Origin of the sequence: Pseudomonas sp. B1-22 (genome assembly GCF_050474425.1) — a bacterium.
In the GTDB taxonomy this organism is placed as follows: domain Bacteria; phylum Pseudomonadota; class Gammaproteobacteria; order Pseudomonadales; family Pseudomonadaceae; genus Pseudomonas.
The window spans coordinates 391,634-414,788 of sequence record NZ_JBCHVH010000006.1; the positions used below are offsets into that span (position 1 = coordinate 391,634).

21 protein-coding genes are annotated in these 23,155 nt (G+C 66.5%); 13 read left to right on the top strand and 8 right to left on the bottom strand.

Going from position 1 to position 23,155, the window contains the following annotated elements; translation table 11 throughout:
- The first annotated feature begins 17 nt into the window (after positions 1–17).
- The 4 genes from ACQ5BL_RS23800 to ACQ5BL_RS23815 all read left to right on the top strand — a co-directional run bounded on the left by ACQ5BL_RS23800 (position 18) and on the right by ACQ5BL_RS23815 (position 5,203).
- Positions 18–1,907, top strand: a complete 1,890-nt coding sequence (locus ACQ5BL_RS23800) for a sensor histidine kinase (protein ID WP_243805265.1) — start codon at positions 18–20, stop codon at positions 1,905–1,907.
- Positions 1,904–3,229 carry a sigma-54-dependent transcriptional regulator gene (locus ACQ5BL_RS23805; protein WP_430293299.1) on the top strand — a complete coding sequence of 442 codons (1,326 nt, stop codon included), beginning with the start codon at positions 1,904–1,906 and terminating at the stop codon, positions 3,227–3,229. The genes ACQ5BL_RS23800 and ACQ5BL_RS23805 overlap by 4 nt, the downstream gene beginning before the upstream one ends.
- Before the next feature lie 157 nt (positions 3,230–3,386).
- The gene (locus tag ACQ5BL_RS23810; RefSeq protein WP_207884517.1) at positions 3,387–3,836 is read left to right on the top strand and encodes a hypothetical protein; all 450 of its coding nucleotides are present in this window, start codon (positions 3,387–3,389) and stop codon (positions 3,834–3,836) included.
- Between the two features lie 1,124 nt (positions 3,837–4,960).
- Positions 4,961–5,203: a hypothetical protein gene (locus ACQ5BL_RS23815; RefSeq protein ID WP_243805264.1), complete on the top strand. Its 243-nt coding sequence runs from the start codon at positions 4,961–4,963 to the stop codon at positions 5,201–5,203.
- A gap of 8 nt (positions 5,204–5,211) precedes the next feature.
- On the opposite strand, the gene ACQ5BL_RS23820 is transcribed toward ACQ5BL_RS23815, so the two are convergent.
- Positions 5,212–5,823, bottom strand: a complete 612-nt coding sequence (locus tag ACQ5BL_RS23820) for a class I SAM-dependent methyltransferase (RefSeq protein WP_243805263.1) — start codon at positions 5,821–5,823, stop codon at positions 5,212–5,214.
- Between the two features lie 230 nt (positions 5,824–6,053).
- Here ACQ5BL_RS23820 and ACQ5BL_RS23825 point away from each other — a divergent pair, with 230 nt between their 5' ends.
- From ACQ5BL_RS23825 to prpF, 5 genes are all read left to right on the top strand, one after another.
- Positions 6,054–6,776: a GntR family transcriptional regulator gene (locus ACQ5BL_RS23825; protein WP_207884520.1), complete on the top strand. Its 723-nt coding sequence runs from the start codon at positions 6,054–6,056 to the stop codon at positions 6,774–6,776.
- Positions 6,773–7,660: a methylisocitrate lyase gene (prpB, locus tag ACQ5BL_RS23830; RefSeq protein ID WP_243805262.1), complete on the top strand. Its 888-nt coding sequence runs from the start codon at positions 6,773–6,775 to the stop codon at positions 7,658–7,660. Before ACQ5BL_RS23825 ends, prpB begins: the two co-directional genes overlap by 4 nt.
- A 193-nt stretch (positions 7,661–7,853) precedes the next feature.
- Entirely contained in the window at positions 7,854–9,014 is a 1,161-nt protein-coding gene (prpC, locus tag ACQ5BL_RS23835) for a bifunctional 2-methylcitrate synthase/citrate synthase (protein WP_243805261.1), read from the top strand.
- Entirely contained in the window at positions 9,014–11,623 is a 2,610-nt protein-coding gene (gene acnD, locus ACQ5BL_RS23840) for a Fe/S-dependent 2-methylisocitrate dehydratase AcnD (protein ID WP_243805260.1), read from the top strand. The genes prpC and acnD overlap by 1 nt, the downstream gene beginning before the upstream one ends.
- A gap of 132 nt (positions 11,624–11,755) precedes the next feature.
- Positions 11,756–12,943, top strand: a complete 1,188-nt coding sequence (gene prpF / locus ACQ5BL_RS23845) for a 2-methylaconitate cis-trans isomerase PrpF (protein WP_243805259.1) — start codon at positions 11,756–11,758, stop codon at positions 12,941–12,943.
- 306 nt (positions 12,944–13,249) lie between these two features.
- Here the strand turns inward: prpF and ACQ5BL_RS23850 are convergent, their stop codons facing one another.
- The 3 genes from ACQ5BL_RS23850 to ACQ5BL_RS23860 are packed head-to-tail and all read right to left on the bottom strand — an operon-like array spanning position 13,250 to position 14,934.
- A complete protein-coding gene (locus tag ACQ5BL_RS23850; RefSeq protein WP_243805258.1) occupies positions 13,250–13,840 on the bottom strand; it encodes an LON peptidase substrate-binding domain-containing protein in 591 nt (196 codons plus the stop codon).
- An 18-nt stretch (positions 13,841–13,858) separates the two neighbouring features.
- Entirely contained in the window at positions 13,859–14,572 is a 714-nt protein-coding gene (locus ACQ5BL_RS23855; RefSeq protein WP_243805257.1) for an LrgB family protein, read from the bottom strand.
- Entirely contained in the window at positions 14,572–14,934 is a 363-nt protein-coding gene (locus ACQ5BL_RS23860; RefSeq protein WP_243805256.1) for a CidA/LrgA family protein, read from the bottom strand. The genes ACQ5BL_RS23855 and ACQ5BL_RS23860 overlap by 1 nt, the downstream gene beginning before the upstream one ends.
- A 185-nt stretch (positions 14,935–15,119) precedes the next feature.
- Here ACQ5BL_RS23860 and ACQ5BL_RS23865 point away from each other — a divergent pair, with 185 nt between their 5' ends.
- The 4 genes from ACQ5BL_RS23865 (at position 15,120) to ACQ5BL_RS23880 (ending at position 18,355) form a co-directional block, all read left to right on the top strand.
- The gene (locus ACQ5BL_RS23865) at positions 15,120–15,575 is read left to right on the top strand and encodes a MaoC family dehydratase (RefSeq protein ID WP_243805255.1); all 456 of its coding nucleotides are present in this window, start codon (positions 15,120–15,122) and stop codon (positions 15,573–15,575) included.
- A gap of 80 nt (positions 15,576–15,655) precedes the next feature.
- Complete coding sequence (locus ACQ5BL_RS23870) at positions 15,656–15,868, top strand: TM2 domain-containing protein (protein WP_152220258.1); 213 nt, start codon at positions 15,656–15,658, stop codon at positions 15,866–15,868.
- 85 nt (positions 15,869–15,953) lie between these two features.
- Positions 15,954–17,672 (top strand): C13 family peptidase, encoded by a 1,719-nt coding sequence (locus ACQ5BL_RS23875; RefSeq protein WP_243805254.1) that lies wholly within the window; start codon positions 15,954–15,956, stop codon positions 17,670–17,672.
- 41 nt (positions 17,673–17,713) lie between these two features.
- A complete protein-coding gene (locus tag ACQ5BL_RS23880; protein ID WP_207884530.1) occupies positions 17,714–18,355 on the top strand; it encodes an oxidoreductase in 642 nt (213 codons plus the stop codon).
- Between the two features lie 328 nt (positions 18,356–18,683).
- Here ACQ5BL_RS23880 and ACQ5BL_RS23885 read toward each other — a convergent pair whose 3' ends face one another.
- From ACQ5BL_RS23885 to ACQ5BL_RS23900, 4 genes are all read right to left on the bottom strand, one after another.
- Positions 18,684–18,971, bottom strand: a complete 288-nt coding sequence (locus ACQ5BL_RS23885; RefSeq protein WP_243805584.1) for a YceK/YidQ family lipoprotein — start codon at positions 18,969–18,971, stop codon at positions 18,684–18,686.
- The gene (gene ubiX, locus ACQ5BL_RS23890) at positions 18,961–19,590 is read right to left on the bottom strand and encodes a flavin prenyltransferase UbiX (protein WP_243805253.1); all 630 of its coding nucleotides are present in this window, start codon (positions 19,588–19,590) and stop codon (positions 18,961–18,963) included. Before ubiX ends, ACQ5BL_RS23885 begins: the two co-directional genes overlap by 11 nt.
- A 65-nt stretch (positions 19,591–19,655) precedes the next feature.
- Positions 19,656–21,470, bottom strand: coding sequence for a DUF4034 domain-containing protein (locus ACQ5BL_RS23895; RefSeq protein ID WP_243805252.1), 1,815 nt, complete (start codon positions 21,468–21,470; stop codon positions 19,656–19,658).
- Positions 21,470–23,020, bottom strand: a complete 1,551-nt coding sequence (locus ACQ5BL_RS23900; RefSeq protein ID WP_243805251.1) for a M48 family metallopeptidase — start codon at positions 23,018–23,020, stop codon at positions 21,470–21,472. Before ACQ5BL_RS23900 ends, ACQ5BL_RS23895 begins: the two co-directional genes overlap by 1 nt.
- Between the last annotated feature and the right edge of the window lie 135 nt (positions 23,021–23,155).

The following is a 23,155-nucleotide window of genomic DNA, read 5'->3' on the forward strand; positions in this document are numbered from 1 at the left end:
CGGCCCGGACGACTGTGATGCAATGCCCTCCCAGCCCATTGCCACCGCCGCTCACCGTGAAGCCACGCCTGCTGCGCAACCTCCTCTTGCCTCTCCTGCTGCTCCTGCTCACCCTGGGCTTCGGCTACGGCGGCTACCTGATCAGCGACGGCGCCGGCACCCGCGCCCTGATCGGCAGCGGCGAACGCCAGCTGGAACTGCACGCCCGTGGCGTGGAGAGCGAGATGAGCCGGTACTCCTACCTGCCCAGCGTGCTGGAGCTGGAAAAGAACGTCACCCGCCTGTTGCTCGACCCCACGCCCTACAACCGCAACCTGGTCAACGCCTACCTCGAAGGCCTGAACCGCCGCGCCGGTAGCCGCGCCATCTACCTGCTGGACACCTCCGGACGGGTGCTGGCCACCAGCAACTGGCAGAACGTGGACAGTTACCAGGGCGAGGACCAGTCGTTCCGCGCCTACTTCCAGGACGCCATGGCGGGCCGGCCGGGACGCTTCTACGGCATGGACAGCACCACCGGCGAGCCCGGCTACTACCTGGCCCACGGTCTGGTCAGCGGCGACCAGATCATCGGCGTGGCGGTGGTCAAGGTGAAGATGGAAGCGCTCGAAGAGCGTTGGCAGAAAGCCCGCCTGCAAGCCTTCGTCAGCGACGAGAACGGCATCATCATCCTCTCCAGCGATCCCGCCTTGCGCCTGAAGGCCGTGCGCCCGCTCAGCGCCGACGACAAGGAACGCATGGCGCGCAGCCTGCAGTACTACTGGTGGGCGCTCAACGAATGGCAGCCGCTGGCACGGCGCTCGCTGGGCGATGGCGTGGAGGAAATCAGCTTCCCGCCGCAGTCGCCCGAAGCCGACGGCCACAACCCGGTCAGCTACCTGATGCAGACCCGCCGTCTCAACGACACCTCGTGGAACTTCACCCTGCTCAGCCCGCTGCACGACGTGCGCCGCGAAGCCATGATCCACGGCATGCTCGCCGCCCTGGGCTTCGCCCTGCTGGCCTTCCTGCTGATCGCCTCCAACGAGCGGCGCAAGGTCATCGCCACCCGCCTCGCCGCCCGCGAGGCGCTGGAGCAGGCCAACAACGCCCTGGAGCGGCGCATCGCCGACCGCACCAGCGACCTGCGCGCCAGCAACCAGCACCTGCGCGAACAGATCCGCGAACGCCGCCAGGCCGAAGACACCCTGCGCAAGGCCCAGGACCGACTGGTGCAGGCCGGCAAGCTGGCGGTGATCGGGCAGATGTCCACCAGCATCGCCCACGAACTCAACCAGCCGCTGGCGGCGCTGCGCACCCTCTCGGGCAACACCGTGCGCTTCCTCGCCCGCGGCAAGCTGGACGTCGCCAGCAGCAATCTGGAAGTCATCAACGAGATGGTCGACCGCATGGGCCGCATCACCGCCAGCCTCCGCGCCTTCGCCCGGCGCGCCGACGACCACGGCCAGGCCGGCCTGGGCAAGGCGGTGGATGCCGCGATGATGGTCCTGCAGGTGCGCCTCAAGGAGGTGCCGGTGAGCCTGCACCGCGACTTCCCCGACGCCCGTCTGGCCATCGACCAGACCCGTCTGGAGCAGATCCTGGTCAACCTGATCGCCAACGCCCTGGACGCCATGAGCCCGCAGGACGACCGCCAGCTCTGGCTCGAAGGGCGCGCCGAGGGCGACCGCTATCGCCTGATCGTGCGCGACAACGGCCCCGGTATCCCTCAGGACGCCCGCGCGCACCTGTTCGAACCCTTCTTCACCACCAAGCCCGGCGAACTCGGCCTGGGCCTGGGCCTGACCCTTTCGGCCAGCCTCGCCACCGCCGCCGGCGGTAGCCTGGGCGTGACCTACCCGGAGGCCGGCGGCACCGCCTTCGAGCTCTACCTGCCGCTGCTGCCTGCCCTGGAGAACCCCGCATGAGCGAAGAATCCCTGCGCGTCCTGATCGTCGAGGACGACCCGCACGTACTGCTCGGCTGCCAGCAGGCGCTGGCCCTGGAAGACATCGACTGCGACGGCGTGGGCAGCGCCGAGGAAGCGCTGAAGAAGATCGGCGCCGATTTTCCCGGCATCGTCGTCAGCGACATCCGCATGCCCGGCATGGGCGGGCTGCAACTGCTGGAGAAGCTCAGGGCGCTGGACCCCAGCCTGCCGGTGGTGCTGATCACCGGCCACGGCGACATCGCCATGGCGGTGAAGGCCATGCGTGACGGCGCCTACGACTTCATGGAGAAGCCCTTCTCCCCCGAGAAGCTGGTGGACACCGCGCGCCGAGCCCTCGCCCAGCGCGCGCTGACCCGCGAAGTCAGCCAGCTGCGCCGCCAGCTCGCCGGCAAGCAGGCCCTGGAAAGCCGGCTGATCGGCCGCTCGCCGGCCATGCAGGCGCTGCGCGAGCTGATCGCCAACGTCGCCGACACCTCCGCCAACGTGCTCATCGAAGGCGAGACCGGCACCGGCAAGGAACTGGTCGCCCGCTGCCTGCACGACTACAGCCGGCGCCAACCCAAGCCCTTCGTCGCGCTCAACTGCGGCGGGCTGCCGGAAAGCCTGATCGACAGCGAAATCTTCGGCCACGAAGCCCACGCCTTCACCGGCGCCGGCAAGCGCCGGATCGGCAAGATCGAGCACGCCGACGGCGGCAGCCTGTTCCTCGACGAGATCGAGAGCATGCCGCTGAACCTGCAGATCAAGCTGCTGCGCGTGCTGCAGGAACAGCAACTGGAACGCCTGGGCTCCAACGAACTGATCCGCGTGGACTGCCGGGTGATCGCCGCGACCAAATCCGACCTCGCCGCCATGGGCCGCGACGGCAGCTTCCGCAGCGACCTCTACTACCGCCTCAACGTCATCACCCTCAACCTGCCGCCGCTGCGCGAACGCCGCGAAGACATCCTGATGCTCTTCGAGCACTTCCTGCAGCAGTCCTCGCTGCGCTTCGACCGCCCGGCACCGGCCATCGACAACACCACCGCTGCCACCCTGATGGCCCACGACTGGCCGGGCAACGTGCGGGAACTGCGCAACGTCGCCGAACGCTTCGCCCTCGGCCTGCCGGTGCTGGCCGGCGGCAACCTCGGCCCGGATGCCGGCGAGCCGCGCTTCGCCGAGGCCGTGGAGGCGTTCGAGAAGAGCCTGCTGTCCGCCGCCCTGGAACGCTACGCCGGCAACCTCAGCCAGGCAGCGGCGGCCCTGGGCATGGCCAAGACCACGCTGTTCGACAAGGTGAAGAAGTACGGCCTTTGACCTGTAGGAGCGGACCATGCCCGCGATCCGGCCGCAGGCCGGCCTGTTACGCATTCGCGGGCGTGGCCCGCTCCTACACGATGCATTCCCATTGATCTGCACCGCCCGGTCCCGGACACTATCGCCCTTTGAACCGGCCGCACGAGCGGGAGCCCCCATGTCCACCCAAGCCGAAACCCTCTGGAACCAGCTCTGCGCCGATGCCGGCGTCGACCCGCAGCAGCGCATGGCCGCACGCCGCGCCATCCTCGCCAGCGCCGATGCACTGGACGCCGACGTCTACCGCCCGGACGACAACGACCCGGACGCCGAAGAGCTGGACATGGGCAGCGCCAAGGTGCTCTTCCTCGGCCCCTTCGAAGCCCCCGTCGAGTGGGATGCCGCCGAGCGCGAAGACTTCTTCGACGACGCCGACCCTGCGCTGTTCTTCAATGCACGCCTCGAATCCGAGGCCGAGCCGGGCACGCCGGGCTTCTTCGTGCCGGAGATCGGCGATTTCCTGGCGGTGATGGACGGCGGCAAGATCCAGATGTATTTCCTGCACGACTGGAGCGAAGACAACGACGGCTGCACCTGTGTGCTGATCCGCGACGATATCCAGCTCTGATTCCGCAGGTGCGCCCCATGGGCGCGAATCGCGGGCATCGCCCGCGCCTGTTGCGCCGGCGTTGAATTGTAGGAGCGGACCTTGTCCGCGAAATCCATCGCGGCGGAATCCGCGCCGACAGGTGAACACCACCGTCTCGTGCCCGCCCCTGTGCTGCGGCATTCATCCTGCAACGCGGGGATGGCGGTGGGACTTCGCGGACAAGGTCCGCTCCTACGAAAAGCCCCTCCCCCGGCTCTGGCTCTGGCTCTGAAGACTTCCAGAGAAACGCCCGCGCACTCCGACTGCCCCGTTCAGGAGGCCTCGTTGAAGCGCAGTTTCAGGGGTTGAGCGACATGGATGTCGCGAGAGCTGCGATGGGCCAGGGACGGCCCTTCGCAGCGGGCCCCTGAAACTTCGCTTCAACGAGGGAATTTTTCGCCCCAAGCGAAAAACCGGATGTCCGGGGCAAGACCTTTGCCTCCTTTGGGGCGTTTGCCAAAGGAGGTCGCCCGAGGGGGCGAAACAAGAAGTCCCAGCGCACGCTGAAGCGGCGCGGAACACCGAAATCAAAAGCATCGCGGACAGAGTCCGCTCCTACATTGTTTTTGGATCCCCGCGTTCGCGGGGGATGACGCTGAGGAGCGTGAATCACCCCCATCACTCCCGCGAACGCGGGAGCCCAAAAGATAGTTGCTCCTACGAGATCAAGCCCCCTCACCCTGACCCCGGCTGCGCGCCCCGCTCCTCAAGCGGGAAAGGGAACCGTTCGGTGCAGGATGAAACCACAGCGTGAGCCAGCACAATCTGCCCCCTCTCCCTCCGGGAGAGGGTTGGGGTGAGGGCATGCGCTGGCACGGGCTTCCAAGAAGACAGTTGTTCCTAGTCCAGCCCCGGTAAGGGCGTCTGGCGATCCCCCCCGACGCTATACGCCATTTGTCCTCGCTCTCAGGCGCTCCGCACTCCACGTCGATGCCGTTCGAGGCTTCCGCCAAGGACCGGGCGGCAGCCTTTTCCGCGTCGCCGTCGGACGAGCTCGTGGGATAAAAATAATTTCCTACAAATTAACCAGATGTCTCTGATGAATTTTGCACAGGGCGGATGTCTAGAGTAGGCACCCCATTTTCCCCACCGGACCATCCGCCATGCACACCGATCCCGACAGCCTCTGGGTCGAAGTGGAGACCTGGTCTCCCTACCGCCCGCAACGCATTCTCCACGGCCGTATCAGCCGCGAGCACTTCCTCGCCCTGCACGAAGGCCATGCGCCCGCCATGGTGCGCCTGGACGACTGCCAGAACGGCGAGGCGCCCAGCGGCGCCGTATCGGACCTGTTCCTCGCCAGCTCGCACATCCTCAGCGTCACCCCACTGCACCGCGCCGCCTGAGAGCCCGCTCAGTCGGCCACGCCACGATAGACGTAGGTCATCGGCCGCGGCCCCGGCAGGTAGTCCTGGACCAGCTCGCGCAGCATGAAGCCGCCGTCCTGGATCAGCGCCGGCATGTCGCGATCGAGGTGACAGCCGCCGGCCAGCGGCTTCCATACCGGGGTCAGCCGGTGCTGCCAGGCGCGCACGCTGGCGTCCGGCGCCAGGCCGTGTTCGCAGAAGAGGAACTCACCGCCGGGTTTGAGCACCCGACGCATTTCCTTCAGCGCCGCCACCGCATCGGGAATGCTGCACAGGGTGAAGGTGCAGACGATGCTGTCGAAGCTGCCGGAGTCGGCGCGGATCTCGCCCAGCTCCAGCGCCACCATCTCCACCGGAATGCCGATGCGCGCCACGCGCTCGCGGGCGAGCTTCTGCATCTGCGCCGCCGGGTCGACCCCGACGATTGTCGACACTTTCGCCGGATCGTAGAACGACAGGTTCAGCCCGGTGCCCATGCCGATCTCCAGCACCCGGCCGTGGGCGCGCGGCACCAGCAGCGAGCGCTGCTTCATCACATCGCCCAGGCCGCAGGCGAAATCGATCAGCCGGGGCAGGACATAACGGTCGTAGAGTTGCATGCGCGCGATCTCCGCTTTTCCCCTGATCCTAGCGGCCTTCAGCGGCGCCGGCTCAGCGCCTGACGAGGGGATATCCGCCAACTTCGCGGGCGACAGCGCCGACTGACCAATCCCCTTGGGCATAAACCCAAGGGGTTGTTAGACGATTGTCGACACTTCATCAAATCTTGATTGACCCAGAGGCTTTCGAGGGGTAGCTTTCGCCGCACATCAAGAAGATTGTCGACACCATGAACGATAGCCTGACTCTGCCAAGCCCCGTTTCCGACGACAGCGAGACCCTCTCGGAACACGTGTTCCGCAAGATCCAGTCCGCCATCGTCAAGGGCGAGATTGCCCCCGGCAGCAAGATTTCCGAGCCGGAACTGGCGCGCACCTACGGCATCAGCCGGGGCCCCCTGCGCGAGGCGATCCACCGCCTGGAAGGCCAGAAGCTGCTGGTGCGCGTGCCGCACGTCGGCGCGCGGGTGGTGTCGCTGAGCCATGAGGAGCTGCTGGAGCTCTACGAGATCCGCGAATCCCTCGAAGGCATGGCTTGCCGCCTGGCCGCCGAGCGCATGAGCCAGGCCGAGATCGACGAACTGCGCCGCGTGCTCGACACCCACGAGCGCGACGAGGCCTTCCAGGCCGGCCGTGGCTACTACCAGCAGGAAGGCGACTACGACTTCCACTACCGGATCATCCAGGGCAGCGGCAACCGCACCCTCACCCGCATGCTCTGCGGCGAGCTGTACCAATTGGTGCGCATGTACCGCCTGCAGTTCTCGGCGACGCCCAACCGGCCGCGCCAGGCCTTCGCCGAGCACCACCGGATTCTCGATGCCATCGCCGATCGTGACGGCGAACTGGCCGAGTTGCTGATGCGCCGTCACATCGGCGCCTCGAAACGCAATGTGGAGCGTCACTACCTGGACGCCCAAGCCAAGACAGCCAACGAACGAGGTGAACAATGAGCTACAAGACCGCCGGCCAACGTTTCCGTGACGCCCTTGCCGAAGAAAAGCCGCTGCAGGTGATCGGCGCGATCAACGCCAACCATGCCCTGCTGGCCAAGCGCGCCGGCTTCAAGGCCATCTACCTCTCCGGTGGCGGCGTGGCGGCGGGTTCCCTCGGCCTGCCGGACCTGGGCATCAACACCCTGGACGACGTGCTCACCGACGTGCGCCGCATCACCGACGTCTGCGACCTGCCGCTGCTGGTGGACATCGACACCGGCTTCGGCCCCAGCGCCTTCAACATCGAGCGCACCGTGAAGAGCCTGATCAAGGCCGGCGCCGCCGCCGCCCACATCGAGGACCAGGTCGGCGCCAAGCGCTGCGGCCACCGTCCGGGCAAGGAAATCGTCTCCACCGAGGAGATGGCTGACCGCGTGAAAGCCGCTGCCGATGCCAAGACCGACCCGAACTTCTTCCTGATCGCCCGTACCGACGCCATCCAGGCCGAAGGCGTGGACGCCGCCATCGAACGCTGCCTGCGCTACGTCGAGGCCGGCGCCGATGCGATCTTCGCCGAAGCCGCCTATGACCTGCCGACCTACAAGCGCTTCGTCGACGCGCTGAACGTGCCGATCCTGGCCAACATCACCGAGTTCGGCGCCACCCCGCTGTTCACCCGCGACGAGCTGGCCTCGGTCGGCGTGGCCATCCAGCTGTATCCGCTGTCGGCCTTCCGCGCCGCCAACAAGGCCGCCGAAGCCGTGTACACCGCAATCCGCCAGGAAGGCCACCAGCAGAACGTGATCGAGCTGATGCAGACCCGTGCCGAGCTGTACGACCGCATCGGCTACCACGCCTTCGAGCAGAAGCTCGACGCGCTGTTCGCCGCTGGCAAGAAGTGAGATGAACCGGCGAATCGGGCCCCGTGCCGGATTCGCCTTTGTTTCTGGGTCCCCGCGTTCGCGGGGATGACGAAGCAAGCGAACGTAGGGCGCATAACGCCGCAGGCGTTATCCGCCGACCAGATTCGAACCGAAACCTCGGCCCATGCCGGGGGACAAGAGCAAGCAACCGGATTTGATGAGGAGACACGCGATGAGCGCTACCGCAGAAACCACCACCGGCTTCAAGCCGAAGAAGTCCGTGGCCCTGAGTGGCACCGCCGCTGGCAACACCGCCCTGTGCACCGTCGGCCGCACCGGCAACGACCTGCACTACCGTGGCTATGACGTCCTGGACTTCGCCAACCGCTGCGACTTCGAGGAAATCGCCCACCTGCTGGTCCACGGCAAGCTGCCCAACGCTGCCGAACTGGCCGGCTACAAGGCCAAGCTGAAGGCCCTGCGCGGCCTGCCGGCCGGCGTGAAAGCCGCCCTGGAAACCCTGCCGCCCTCGGCCCACCCGATGGACGTGATGCGCACCGCCGTGTCCGTGCTCGGCTGCCTGTCGCCGGAGAAGGACGACCACAACCATCCTGGCGCCCGCGACATCGCCGACAAGCTGATGGCCTCCCTGGGTTCCGCCCTGCTCTACTGGTACCACTTCAGCCACAACGGCAAGCGCATCGACGTCGAGACCGACGATGAGTCCATCGGCGGCCACTTCCTGCACCTGCTGCACGGCCAGAAGCCGCGCGAGTCCTGGGTGCGCGCCATGCACACCTCGCTGAACCTGTACGCCGAGCACGAGTTCAACGCCTCCACCTTCACCTCCCGCGTGATCGCCGGCACCGGCTCGGACATGTACTCCTGCATCGCCGGCGCCATCGGCGCGCTGCGCGGCCCGAAACACGGCGGCGCCAACGAGGTGGCCTTCGAGATCCAGAAGCGCTACGACAACCCGGACGAAGCCGAGGCCGACATCCGTGCCCGCGTCGAGCGCAAGGAAGTCGTGATCGGCTTCGGCCACCCGGTCTATACCGTGTCCGACCCGCGCAACAAGGTGATCAAGGAAGTCGCTCACCAGCTGTCGAACGAGCAGTCCAACACCAAGATGTATGACATCGCCGAGCGCCTGGAAAGCGTGATGTGGGAAATCAAGAAGATGTTCCCCAACCTCGACTGGTTCAGCGCCGTCAGCTACCACATGATGGGCGTGCCCACCGCCATGTTCACCCCGCTGTTCGTGATCGCCCGCACCGCCGGCTGGTCCGCCCACGTCATCGAGCAGCGCATCGACGGCAAGATCATCCGCCCGAGCGCCAACTACGTTGGCCCGGAAGATCTGAAGTTCGTGCCGCTCAAGGACCGCAAATGATGAACACTCAATTCCGCAAACGCCTGCCCGGCACTGCGCTGGATTATTTCGATGCCCGCGAGGCGGTCGATGCGATCCAGGCCGGCGCCTGGGACAAACTGCCCTACACCTCCCGCGTGCTCGCCGAACAGCTGGTGCGCCGCTGCGAACCGGAAGACCTGACCGCCTCCCTGGAGCAGCTGGTCTACCGCAAGCGCGACCTGGACTTCCCCTGGTACCCGGCGCGCGTGGTCTGCCACGACATCCTCGGCCAGACCGCGCTGGTCGACCTCGCCGGCCTGCGTGACGCCATCGCCGAGAAAGGCGGCGACCCGTCCAAGGTCAACCCGGTGGTGCCGACCCAGCTGATCGTCGACCACTCGCTGGCCGTGGAAGCCGCCGGCTTCGATCCGGATGCGTTCGAGAAGAACCGCGCCATCGAGGATCGCCGCAACGAGGATCGCTTCCACTTCATCGACTGGACCAAGACCGCGTTCAAGAACGTCGATGTGATCCCGGCCGGCAACGGCATCATGCACCAGATCAACCTGGAGAAAATGAGCCCGGTGATCCAGGCGCGTGGCGGCGTGGCCTTCCCCGACACCTGCGTCGGCACCGACTCGCACACCCCGCACGTGGACGCCCTGGGCGTGATCGCCATCGGCGTCGGCGGCCTCGAAGCCGAGACCGTGATGCTGGGCCACCCGTCGATGATGCGCCTGCCCGACATCGTCGGCGTCAAGCTCACCGGCAAGCGCAAGCCGGGCATCACCGCCACCGACATCGTCCTGGCGATCACCGAGTTCCTGCGCAAGGAGCGCGTGGTCGGCGCCTACGTCGAGTTCTTCGGCGAGGGTGCGGACAGCCTGTCCATCGGCGACCGCGCGACCATCTCCAACATGTGCCCGGAATACGGCGCCACCGCCTCGATGTTCTACATCGACGGCCAGACCATCGACTACCTCAAGCTCACCGGCCGCGAGCCCGAGCAGGTGGAGCTGGTGGAGAACTACGCCAAGACCCTCGGCCTCTGGAGCACCGCGCTGGAGACCGCCGAGTACGAGCGCGTGCTGGAGTTCGACCTGGGCAGCGTCGTGCGCAACATGGCCGGCCCGTCCAACCCGCACCGCCGCCTGCCGACCTCGGCGCTGGCCGAGCGCGGCATCGCTGACGAAGCCAAGCTGCAAGCCGGCAAGGGTGAAGAAGCCCAGGGCCTGATGCCCGACGGCGCGGTGATCATCGCCGCCATCACCAGTTGCACCAACACCTCCAACCCACGCAACGTCATCGCCGCCGGCCTGGTGGCGAAGAAGGCCAACGCGCTGGGCATGGTTCGCAAGCCGTGGGTGAAGACCTCCTTCGCGCCGGGTTCGAAAGTCGCCAAGCTGTACCTGGAAGAAGCCGGCCTGCTGCCGGAGCTGGAGAAGCTCGGCTTCGGCATCGTCGCCTATGCCTGCACCACCTGTAACGGCATGTCCGGCGCGCTGGACCCGGCGATCCAGAAAGAGATCATCGACCGCGATCTGTACGCCACCGCCGTGCTCTCGGGCAACCGCAACTTCGACGGCCGTATCCATCCCTACGCCAAGCAGGCCTTCCTCGCCTCGCCGCCGCTGGTGGTCGCCTACGCCATCGCCGGCACCGTGCGCTTCGACATCGAGCAGGACCCGCTGGGCACCGACAAGAACGGCAACCCGGTCACCCTGAAGGACCTCTGGCCGTCCGACGAAGAGATCGACGCCATCGTCGCTTCCAGCGTCAAGCCCGAGCAGTTCAAGCAGGTCTACATCCCGATGTTCGACCTGGGCAGCGTTCAGGAAGCCGAAAGCCCGCTGTACGACTGGCGCCCGATGTCCACCTACATCCGCCGCCCGCCGTACTGGGAAGGCGCGCTGGCTGGCGAGCGCACGCTCAAGGGCATGCGTCCGCTGGCGATCCTGCCGGACAACATCACCACCGATCACCTGTCGCCTTCCAACGCCATCCTGGCGGACTCGGCCGCCGGTGAATACCTGGCGAAAATGGGCCTGCCGGAGGAGGACTTCAACTCCTACGCCACCCACCGCGGCGACCACCTGACCGCCCAGCGCGCCACCTTCGCCAACCCGCAGCTGGTCAACGAAATGGCCGTGGTCAACGGGGAAGTGAAGAAGGGTTCGCTGGCCCGCGTCGAGCCGGAAGGCAAGGTGATGCGCATGTGGGAAGCCATCGAAACCTACATGAACCGCAAGCAGAACCTGATCATCGTGGCCGGCGCCGACTACGGCCAGGGCTCGTCCCGCGACTGGGCGGCCAAGGGCGTTCGCCTGGCGGGCGTGGAAGTGATCGTGGCCGAAGGCTTCGAGCGCATCCACCGCACCAACCTGGTGGGCATGGGCGTGCTGCCGGTGGAGTTCAAGCCGGGCACCACCCGCCTGACCCTGGGCCTGGACGGCACCGAGACCTACGACATCAAGGGCGATGTGTCGCCGCGCTGCGACCTGACCCTGGTCATCCATCGCAAGAGCGGTGAAGTCGTCGAAGTCCCGGTCACCTGCCGCCTGGACACCGCCGCCGAAGTGAAGGTGTACAACGCCGGCGGCGTGCTGCAGCGCTTCGCCAAGGACTTCCTCGAGTCGTCCGTGGCGTGATGCAACGGCTCCGGCACGCCACGCGGCGTGCCGGATCGAACCCTGTAGGAGCGGGCCATGCCCGCGACCGGCCTCCGCGCGGGGATGTCGCGGGCATGGCCCGCTCCTACATTGAACTGCCAGGAATATCCCATGCCCCACGTACCCCAAGTGAAGATCCCCGCCACCTACATCCGCGGCGGCACCAGCAAGGGCGTGTTCTTCCGCCTGCAGGACCTGCCCGAGCGCTGCCAGGTGCCGGGCGAAGCCCGCGACAAGCTGTTCATGCGCGTGATCGGCAGCCCCGATCCGTACAGCGCGCACATCGACGGCATGGGCGGCGCGACCTCCAGCACCAGCAAGTGCGTGATCCTGTCGAAAAGCACCCAGCCGGACCACGACGTCGACTACCTCTACGGGCAGATTTCCATCGACAAGGCCTTCGTCGACTGGAGCGGCAACTGCGGCAACCTCTCCACCGCCGCCGGCTCCTTCGCCATCCACGCAGGCCTGGTCGATCCGTCGCGCATTCCGGACAACGGCACCTGCGTGGTGCGGATCTGGCAGGCCAACATCCAGAAGACCATCATCGCCCACGTGCCGATCACCAACGGCCAGGTGCAGGAAACCGGCGACTTCGAACTGGACGGCGTGACCTTCCCCGCCGCCGAGATCGTGCTGGAGTTCCTCGACCCGTCCGACGACGGTGAAGACGGCGGCGCCATGTTCCCCACCGGCAACCTGGTGGACGACCTGGAAGTCCCCGGCATCGGCACCTTCAAGGCGACCATGATCACCGCCGGCATCCCGACCATCTTCGTCAATGCCGAAGACATCGGCTACAAAGGCACCGAGCTGCGCGAAGCGATCAATGGCGACCCCGAGCAACTGGCGCGCTTCGAGAAATTCCGCATCGCCGGCGCCCTGCGCATGGGCCTGATCAAGACCCCGGAAGAAGCCGCGACCCGCCAGCACACGCCGAAGATCGCCTTCGTTGCGCCGGCCAAGGACTACGTTACTTCCAGCGGCAAGCAGGTGCAGGCCGGCGACGTCGATCTGCTGGTACGCGCGCTGTCCATGGGCAAGCTGCACCACGCCATGATGGGCACCGCCGCCGTGGCCATCGGCACCGCCGCCTCCATCCCCGGCACCCTGGTGAACCTCGCCGCCGGCGGTGGCGAACGCAGCGCGGTGCGCTTCGGCCACCCCTCCGGCACCCTGCGTGTGGGCGCAGAGGCCAAGCAGGTGAACGGCGAATGGACCGTGACCAAGGCCATCATGAGCCGCAGCTCGCGCATCCTCATGGAAGGCTGGGTTCGGGTGCCGGGCGATTCGTTCTAAGCGCTCGCCCTGCCCGTAAAAGCACAAGGCCCGCACTCGCGGGCCTTGTCGTTCCAGGTCACGTAGGAGCGGATTCATCCGCGATGCTCTTGCGCGGTGCCGAGGCCGATCGCGGACGGAGTCCGCGCACCGCATCCCCCCTGTAGGAGCGGGCCATGCCCGCGATCGCGGACAAGGTCCGCGTTTCCATGAACACACCGCGCCGACAGGTTGAATGGGCATTCCCCGGCAACGGCGCCTGTCGGCGCCATCGCGGGCATGGCCCGCTCCTACAGGGTGTAGCCGGTGTGCAGCGTGAGCCGGCGGTCAGGCGACGAAATCGCCCTGCAACTGCTCCAGCAGCACCTGGATGCGCGCCAGGCGCACGGTAGGGTCATCCATCTCCAGCAGCACCTGCTTCTGGTCGCGCTCGAAGGGCAGCAGGTAGGCGAGCTGGCAGGCCAGTTCCTGCTGGCCGTTGACCTCCCCGCCCATCTCCAGCGCAGAGACCATCGGGTGCATGGACAGCGCCTCGAGCAACGCCGCGAGGTCTTCATGTTCCTTGGTCAGCGGCTGGTCGGGCATCTCGTCCAGCCACTCCACCTCGGCCACGGTCAGCTGGTCCGGCTGCACATTGGCGGAGAGCACGCGGAAGCGCCGCCCGCCCTCGACACGAATGCCCAGCAAACCGTTCGGGCGCTGCTGCCAATCGCGGATCAGCGCCTCGCAGCCAACCAGGCTATAGCGCTCCGGCGCATCGCCGACTTCCTCGCCCTCGACGATGGCCACCACGCCGAACCCGCCGTTCTGCTTCATGCAGCGGCCGATCATGTCCAGGTAACGCGCCTCGAATATCTGCAGGTCAAGGCGGCAGCCGGGAAACAGCACGGTGTTGAGGGGGAACAGCGGGAAACTCATGGACACTCCGTCGATTCGTCAGGCGATCAGCGCTACCGCCAACGGTAGCAGCACAGCAGTCGCCACGCCCATCAGGCTCATCGCCAGGGCGGCGAAGGCGCCGCACTCCTCGCCTTCCTGCAGGGCACGGGAGGTGCCCACGGCGTGGGCGGTCATGCCCAACGCCATGCCCTGCGCAGCCGGGTGATGGACGCCCACGCGGCGCAGCAGTTCCGGGCCGAGGATGGCGCCGAGCACGCCGGTGATCAGCACGAACACCGCTGCCAGTGCCGCCACGCCGCCGATCTGGCTGGCCACCAGCATGGCAATCGGCGAAGTCACCGACTTGGGCGCCAGGCTCATCAGCAGCTCGTGGTCGACGCCGAACAGCCAGCCCAGGCCGATGCCCAGACCGGTGGCGAACAGGCCGGCCACCACCAGGGTGATCAGGGTCGGCCAGAACAACTGGCGAATGCGCTTGAGGTTGAGGAACAGCGGCACCGCCAGCGCCACGGTGGCGGGGCCCAGGAGGATGGTCAGCACCTTGGCGCTGGTGCTGTATTCGGCATAGTCGATGCCGCAGGCCAGCAGCACGCCGATCACGATCAGCATCGACACCAGCACCGGCTGCAGGAACACCCAGCGCGTGCGCTCGTAGGCGGCCAGCGCCAGTTGATAGGCCCCCAGGGTGACGCCGACGCAGAACAGCGGATGATGAATGACGGAGGAAACCGCGCCTTGCCAGTCGACCATCAGGCGCTCTCCTTCTGCTTGCGCTGGCGGTCGATGAGCTTCTGCATCAGCCAGCCGGCGAACACGAAGGACACCAGCAGCGACAGTGCAAGCGCCCCGGCGATGGCCCAGAAGTCCGCGGCAATCTGCTTCGCATAGGCCATCACTCCGACCGCCGCCGGCACCAGCAGCAGCGGCAGGTAGCGCAGCAGCGAGGAGGCCGCCTCGTTCACCGGCTTGCCCACCTCGCCGTTCCACACCAGGAAGGCGAACAGCAGCACCAGCCCAATGATGGGGCCGGGAATCATGTGCAGGATGAGAGCATTCAGACCCGTGCCGAGCAGTTGGAACAGCACCAGCCAGGTCAGGCCGCGTAACAGCATGGGGACATCTCCAGCGCAAGGAAGCGCCATTATGCCCAGCCGTGCGGCGCTATGGCACGGCATTCGCCCAAAGCATGAATCGCCAAGTGTGCTTGACCATCCCCGGTGCCCATGCTGATCTACGGGCTGCTTTACGACCTGCTGGACGCACTTAGAGAAGAAAAAACGCATTCCCCGGAGGAAACATGGCATTCGTACCCGTAAGCGCACTGAAGGACTACATCGGCAAGGACCTGGGCCACTCGCAATGGATCACCATCGATCAGGAGCGCATCAACCAGTTCGCCGAATGCACCGAGGACCACCAGTTCATCCACGTCGACCCGGAAAAGGCGAAGAAGACGCCGTTCGGCGGCACCATCGCCCATGGTTTCCTCTCCCTGTCGCTGATCCCCAAGCTCTGCGAAGGGCTGCTGGTACTGCCGGAAAATCCGAAAATGGTGGTCAACTACGGCCTCGACAGCGTTCGATTCATCCAGCCCGTGCCGGTCAACTCCCGCGTACGCCTGCAGGTGACCATCAGCGACATCACCGAGAAGAACCCCGGCCAATGGCTGATCAAGGCGCGCTGCACCCTGGAGATCGACGGCCAGGCCAAGCCGGCCTACATCGCCGAATCCCTGAGCCTGTGCTTCGTCTGAAACATTCCTTGACGGTTATGGATTAGACTGTCGGAGGCCGCAGGTTCGCGCGGCCTCCGGCAACTCACAAGGACAGTCCCATGACCGAAAAACGCATTCTCCCCGCCTTCCTGCTGTGCTTCTTCCTCGGCACCTTCGGCGCCCACCGTTTCTATGTGGGCAAGATCGGCACCGGCATCCTGCAGATCCTCACCCTGGGCGGCCTGGGCATCTGGACGCTGGTCGATTTCATCATGATCATCGTCGGTGCCTTCAAGGACAAGGAAGGCAACAAGCTCACCCAGTGGACCTGATCGGGAGCCACTGAAAAAAGCCCGCGCCCGCGGGCTTTTTTACGTCCACACTGAAACCGCGCCCCACCGCAATTCGAGACATCCCATGCCACGCCACCTCCTGCCCCTCGGCCTCGCCCTGCTCCTTGCCGCCTGCGGTGAAGGCGAGCCCCTGACGCCGCCCGACGGCCGCCTGCCCGATGGCGCGCGCTATCGTGGCGATCTGGTGAACGGCCAGTTACAGGGAAAAGGCCGCCTGGATTACCCCAACGGCGCCTGGTACGACGGCGAGTTCGACAAGGGCCTGCAAAGCGGCCAGGGCAAATGGCACGGCGGTGACGGCTCGACCTATGTCGGCGGCTTCCGCGAGGGTCTGTTCGAGGGCCGGGGGCACCTGCAATTTGCCGACGGCAGCGACTACGAGGGCCAGTTCAGGAAGGGCGAGTTCGACGGCGAAGGCCGCCTGACACAGGGCAAGACCCGCTACAGCGGCGGCTTCCGCAAGGGCCGCTACGACGGCGCCGGCACCCTCGAACTGCCCGACGGCACCCGCCACCAGGGCTGGTTCGCAAGCGGCGAAGCCAACGGCGAAGGCGCACGCGTGGACAGCCTCGGCAACCAGTACACCGGGCAGTTCAAGAACGGCACGCTCAACGGCAAGGGCACCTTCCGCGACGATGCCGGCGATCACTACAGCGGCGAATTCCGCAACGACCAGTTCGACGGCAAGGGGCGCTTCGAGAACCTCGCCGGCGACGTCTGGCTGGGCACCTTCAAGGAAGGTTCGCTGGATGGCGAAGGCGAGTTCCTCGGCAGTGACGGCAGCCGCTACCAGGGCGGGTTCCGCCAGTGGCGCTTCGACGGCAAGGGCACCCTCAGCCAGGCCGACGGACAGGTCTACCGCGGCGGCTTCGCCCGCGGCGAGTACGCAGGCGAGGGCACCCTCACCCGCAGCGACGGGAACGTCCAGCGCGGCAGCTGGAGCGGCGGCCAGCGCATCCGCGACGAACGCGGCGCGCTGCTGCCCAACGCACTGGAAATCGGTCTGCTGGAACAGGGTCTGTTGCTGAACAAGGCGCTGGCGGCCATCCCGCCGTCCACACCAGCCATCGAGCTCTACGGCCTGAGCGTCGGCGGCGACGGCAAGCAGAGCGTCTTCCTGCGCGAGGCCGATTATGTCGCCAACCTGCTGGGCAAGCGCTTCGGCGCCCAGGGCGTGGTGACCCTGGTGAACCACCGCGACCACCTCACCGACCGGCCGATGGCCACCCGCGAAAGCCTGACCCGCACCCTGCGCACTCTGGCCGAGCGCAGCGGGCCGGAGGACCTGATCTTCATCTACCTGACCAGCCACGGCTCCAGCGACCACCAGCTGGTGCTGGACATGCCCGGCCTCAAGCTCAACGACCTCCCGGCCAGCGAACTGGCCACCCTGCTGGCGCCCTTGAAGGACCGCTACAAGGTGCTGGTGATCTCGGCCTGCTACAGCGGTGGCTTCATCCCTGCGCTCAAGGACGACAAGACGCTGATCATGACCGCCGCCCGCGCCGACCGCGTATCCTTCGGCTGCTCCGAAGAAGCCGACTTCACCTACTTTGGTGACGCGCTGTTCGCCAAGGCCTTCCAACAGACGGACGATCTCAAGGAAGCCTTCGCGATAGCCAGCGACACGGTCGCCCGGCGCGAGAAGGAGGAACAGTTCGAAGCGTCGGAACCGCAACTTTGGGCGCCGCCGGCGGTTCTAAACCATTGGAAGGCCCTGCGCGCGCAGCAGCGACGCGGGCCGCTGGATGCCAAGAGCGTCGCCGTACAGGCAAAACAATAGGCCGGCAACTAAGCTTGTCAGTGTGTCAGGGAGAAACACAGATGTACTCAACACCGACGAATATCCTGCTTGCCGGAGCGACCGGTCTTACAGGTGAACACCTGCTCGACCGCATGCTCAACGAGCCCACCGTCAAGCGCGTACTGGCTCCCACCCGACGGAAGCTGGCCGAACACCCGCGCCTGAAGAACCCCATCGGCCCGCTGGCCGAACTGATTCCGGACCTGACCGGACCGGTGGATACCGTGTTCTGCTGCCTGGGCACCACCATCAAGGAAGCCGGCTCCGAAGAGGCCTTCCGCGCCATCGATTTCGACCTGCCGCTGGCGCTCGGCGCACGCGGCCTGGAGCTGGGCGCGCGGCACTATGTGGTGATCAGCGCGCTGGGCGCCGACAGCAAATCGTCGATCTTCTACAGCCGGATCAAGGGCGAACTGGAAGACGCCCTGCGCCAGCAAGGCTGGCCGCAGCTGACCATCGCCCGCCCTTCGCTGCTGCTGGGCCAGCGTGAAGACGTCCGCCTGGCCGAACTGCTCGCCGCCCCCTTCGCCCGCATCCTGCCGGGCAAGCTGCACGGCATCGAAGCCTGCGCCCTGGCCCGTGCGCTCTGGCGCCTGGCGCTGGAAACCGGCAAGGGCACCCGCGTCGTCGAGTCGGACGAACTGCGCCGGCTGGGCAAGTAATCCCGCACGCACATTCGCGCCCCAGTCCGTAGGGCGTACAACCGTTCGCGGTTGTACGCCGTTTCACCGCGCTCATCGTCGACGCCACGGCCAACCCCGGAGCGCCCTGTCGCTAAGGCCAATCGGCGTATAACGTTGAACGCTGTACGCCCTACCGCACCGAGCGCCCCAGGATACCCGTAGGAGCGGGCCATGCCCGCGAAAGCGCCCCTGGGGCGTTCCTGCCAGGGAATGCCCATCCATCACCCACCTGAAGTGCGACCGAGTGGACGCGGACCGTGTCCGCGATCGCGGGCATGGCCCGCTCCTACAGGGAGAGTCCGGCGACTCAGTTCCCGCCACGCACCTGCAGGCCGACGCCCAGCTCCGCGGCAATCGAGAACGGCAGCAGCAGCGTATCCAGCAACGCGCTGCCCGGCAGGTCGAAGCCCGGATAGGCCGGCGCCTCGGCGCCGAAGCGGTCCATCGGGCAGCAGCCGCCATTGAGCGAATACCAATCCAGCCGGGTGCCGGCATAGATCAGCGGCGCACCTGGCTTGCTGGCATTGAGGGTCTTCACGGTGGCGCAGCCGCCCAGCTGCAGCAGCAACAGGGCGGCGAGCAGCTTATTCGTCACTGACAAGATGGTGTTCGCCCCAGCGCGGCAGCATGTCCTGGGGAATGCCCAGCTGATTGAGGATGCGCGCGACGACGAAGTCGATCAGGTCGTCCACCGTCTGCGGCTGATGGTAAAAGCCCGGCGCCGCCGGCAGGATCACCGCGCCCAGGTTGGACAGCTTGAGCATGTTCTCCAGGTGGATGCTGGAGAACGGCGCCTCGCGCGGCACCAGGATCAGCTGGCGGCGCTCCTTCAGTGCCACATCGGCGGCGCGTTCGATCAGGTTGTTGCAGGCGCCGGTGGCGATGGCCGAGAGCGTCCCCGTCGAGCAGGGCACCACCACCATCGCGCTGGGCGCACCGGAGCCGGAGGCGACCGGGGCCATCCAGTCTTCCTTGCCGTACACACGAATCTGCCCAGGGGCGGCGCCGGTGTATTCGCTGAGGAAGGCCTGCATCGCCTGCGGCTTGCTCGGCAGGGTCACGTCGGTCTCGGTGGCCACCACCAGCTGCGCAGCCTTGGAGATCAGGAAGTGCACCTCGCGGTCTTCCTGCACCAGGCAGTCGAGCAGGCGCAGGCCGTACTGGGCGCCGGAGGCGCCGGTCATGGCGAGGGTGACGCGTTCGGCTCCACTCATAATCCGTCTCCGGAACACTATTGGCGGCACATAATAGCGGCCGGAGAGGGATTCGTAAGCTGCCGTCAGCCCCAGAAGTCAGGAATCTCGCTCTGCCGGCGCAGCGTGGGCAGGCGACCGAACAGCTTGCGCAGGCGCCAGCCGAGCCAACCACGCGACACCTGGCGGCGAATGCTGCGCAGTTCGTCGCTGAAGCGCTGGTCGACCTCGACCGTACCGTCCTTCTGCCATTTCAGCAGGCGTTCGATCTCCTCGTTGAGGTACTTCATCGTGGCCCACTCGTGCTTGTTGGTCTCATGCAGCGAAACGCAGTAGGACAACGACGCATCGGCGTGGAAGGTACTCACCAGCAGCGCGTTCAGCACCTCGTAGGCCTGCTGGTGATCGACCCGGCCGAACCAGCCTTCGGCCAGGCCGCGTCCCAGGGCATAGGCGCAATCCGTCGACTCCAGCGCACCCTGGCTCAGCCAGAGCAGCGCCTCGTCCGCCCGCTCCTGCTCCCAGCACTCGCGCGCCATGGCGCGGATTGCCTTACTGTCGCCGCTCTCGGCGGCCTGCAGACGTACCTCCCGCAGCAAGGCCACATCCTGACTGCCCGAACGCAACAGGAAGCCCTGCAATTCCGAGGCGGCCGAACGCTGCCCGCGCTCGCCAGCCAGCCGATACAGGCGAACGATCTCATCGTGCTGACCAGTACCTTCGCAGCGCTCGAGCAAGGCCGCCAGCCGCATTGGGGCTTCCGCGCTGCCCTCGGCGATGGCCTGACGGTAGAGACGCTGCGCCTCTGCCGGCCGGTCTTCCGCTTCATGGAGGGCCGCGCAGGCGCAAGCCATCTCCGCCCGGCGCTCGGCGCGATCAGCCAGCTCCAGGCCGCATGCATACCAGTACAGGGCCTGCGCGGTATCGCGTGCCACCCCACCCTCGCCCTCTTGCCAGCTGATGCCGAGGAAGCGCGCGCACCAGTATCCATACTCCCCGCCCAGTTCGGCGCCACGCTGCACGTGCGGCAATGCCTCGGGAAGGCGCCTGGCATCATCGAGGGCGACGCCGAGGCGGAAGCGGTACTCAGCACTGTCCGGCACGGCCGCCACGGCAGCCTCCCAGGCGGCCAGCGCGGCTTCAGGGCGCTCCAGTTCCTTGAATAGGTAGGCGCGGTACTCCTGGATATCGCCAGTACCGCCTGGCGTCACGGCCAACGTCAGCGCTTCGTCGAGGACCTGCAAGGCCTGTGGATAGTCGGACTCCCAGTAATACAGGTAGTTGCCGCGCCACCAGAGGTGCAGGGAGCGCAGGCGCTGACGCTGCATGGCCGATTCGAGCACGGTTTCGGCCTGATCCAGCAGCGCTTCCATATCCGCCAGGCTGCCGCCCCAGCGCGGCTCGCGAATGGCCTGGATCTCCCGCCAGCCACCGAACCATTGCGGGTCTTCCACCAACAGGCGGCTGAAATAACGCTCGGCGGCCGTACGGCTGCCTTGAATCTTCTCGCGCTCCATGAGGCAGGCCAGTGCGATCCCGGCCGGTACGCCGAGTTCCAGGGCACGCAGCAGGTGATCGCGGGCGGCACCGTAGCCGGCGTTGACCTTCTCCCATTGCTCGGCGCTGACCTGGTCGGCGGTCGCCGTTCCGCGCGCTGCACGCGCTTGATTGCCCAGCCGTACCCCTTGCGCGAGATGCGCAACGGCGCTATCGGGAAATTGCCCGAGCCAGGCATCCAGCTCTGCTCCGCTGTCAGCGCAGGCATCGATGAAATCGCTCCAGGCCGCTTGTTGTTCGATGCCAGGCTGCTCGCGATATTGCGCAATCCGCTCGGCTGCCAGCCTCTCCAGTTCGGCGAAATCCTGTACCTGCAGCAGGGACTCAATGGTCGTGGCCAGCATCACGCAACCTCCCCGGTACGGCGCAATAGCACCTCCATCATCTTGTGGCGCAGGGGGTCATCGGCGAAATGCTCCATCAGAACGCTCGCAGCCTGGCCACGCAGTTGCGGGTCGAGGCGCATGCACTCGAACAAGGTCTTCACCGCCTGCGTCTGTGCCTCGCCGAGATTGCGGCGCGCCCAGGCCAGCCGGCTGAGTGCATGGGCGGGATGCTGCTGGATGAACTGCCAGACCTCGTCGTCGGGGTTGGCGACTTCATCGGCATCGATACGTGCGACCAGCAGGTCCCAGGCTTCGTCATCGTTCAGAGCGGTGGCATCGCGGCCTTCCAGTTCCGCGCGGCGCTGACGCTGCTCGCGCAGGTTTTCGTGACGCGAGCGCCAGGCCTCGCCGACCGACTCGGCCCAGCGCTGATCGAAGCCGTCGAGCACCGTCGCCAGGCGTTCGCCGAACCAGGATTCGGCGGCCGTGCGTTCCGCCACCGGCGGCAGCGACTGGCCAACCCCCAGGTAATGGGTGGTATCGAACTGCAGTGCGGCCAGTCGGTCGCGCAGAGCCGGGTGAGTGTCCAGCGCGGCGGTTTCTTCGTGCAACGCATCGCGCAGCAGGTCAGCCGCGAGGTCGTCGTTATGCGTCTCCCGCACCAGAGCAGGCAGCCGCGACCAGGGGCGCACCTGCTGGGGGTCGGCCTGCTCGCCGACCTGACCGTGAATACGCGGCCAGAAATCACGGTGAATGTAGTTCTCTGCCACCCGCAGGCGCATCAGCGCCTGGGCGGCGGGCGTGGCGCCGATCAGTTGGCTGCCGGCACGGTCGGCGGCATATTCGGAGGCACGGCACAGGGCGAAAGCCAACTGGTCGAATCGGGGGATGTACCAGTTCAGCAGGCGTCCCAGCCAGCGCGACGGCCAGTCGTCCCATTGGCCAGCCTGCTGCAGCAACTCCAGCAGGCGCCAGCGCAGGCGATAGACGAAGGCGTCGAAGCGCGAGGGATGCCCGGAGATATGCCCGTACTCGTGCGCCACTACCGCCAGAGCCTCATCCTCGGAGAGAGTCTGGATCAGCGGAACCCCGAGGCCGATGTAGTGCTGGCGGATGAACAGGAACCAGAACCCGGCCAGCGGGCGCGACATTGCGTAGGCATTCATTTCGTCGATGAGGAACACGCCGCTGATGCGCGGGCCCTTCATTTCCCGGCGCATGCGCTCCAGCGCCTCGAACAGCGCGGGAGCTTCATCGCGTTGCAATTGCCGCCCGGACGGCTTGGGCATCCGCCAGCACAGTGCGCGAACACTGATGCGCAGCATGCCCCAGAGCGGCAGAAGGAGCAGCCAGACCACCTTGATCAGCTTGGCGGCAACGACCCAGGCCTTGCCGGTGGCCAACAGCAGCGCCAGCAATGCCAACACGCCAAGCGAGCCCAACACGATCAGACCGAAGAGCAGCAGCCCCAGCAACAACTGGAGCAGCACCTTGAAGCGGAAAAGCATGGGGTGACGATGCAGAAAGGCTTCCTGGCGATGCACCAGGTTGAGGTCGAGCGCGGGCATGGTCGCATCCTTTTCGGGTATGACGGCCGAGGACTCCTCCCCCGGCCGGCGATGGGGCAGACGCCAGTGGAAAACAGGTTATCCACTGGCGCACATCGCCAGAAAGGTCACTGTCCTAAGACAATGCCTTTCCAC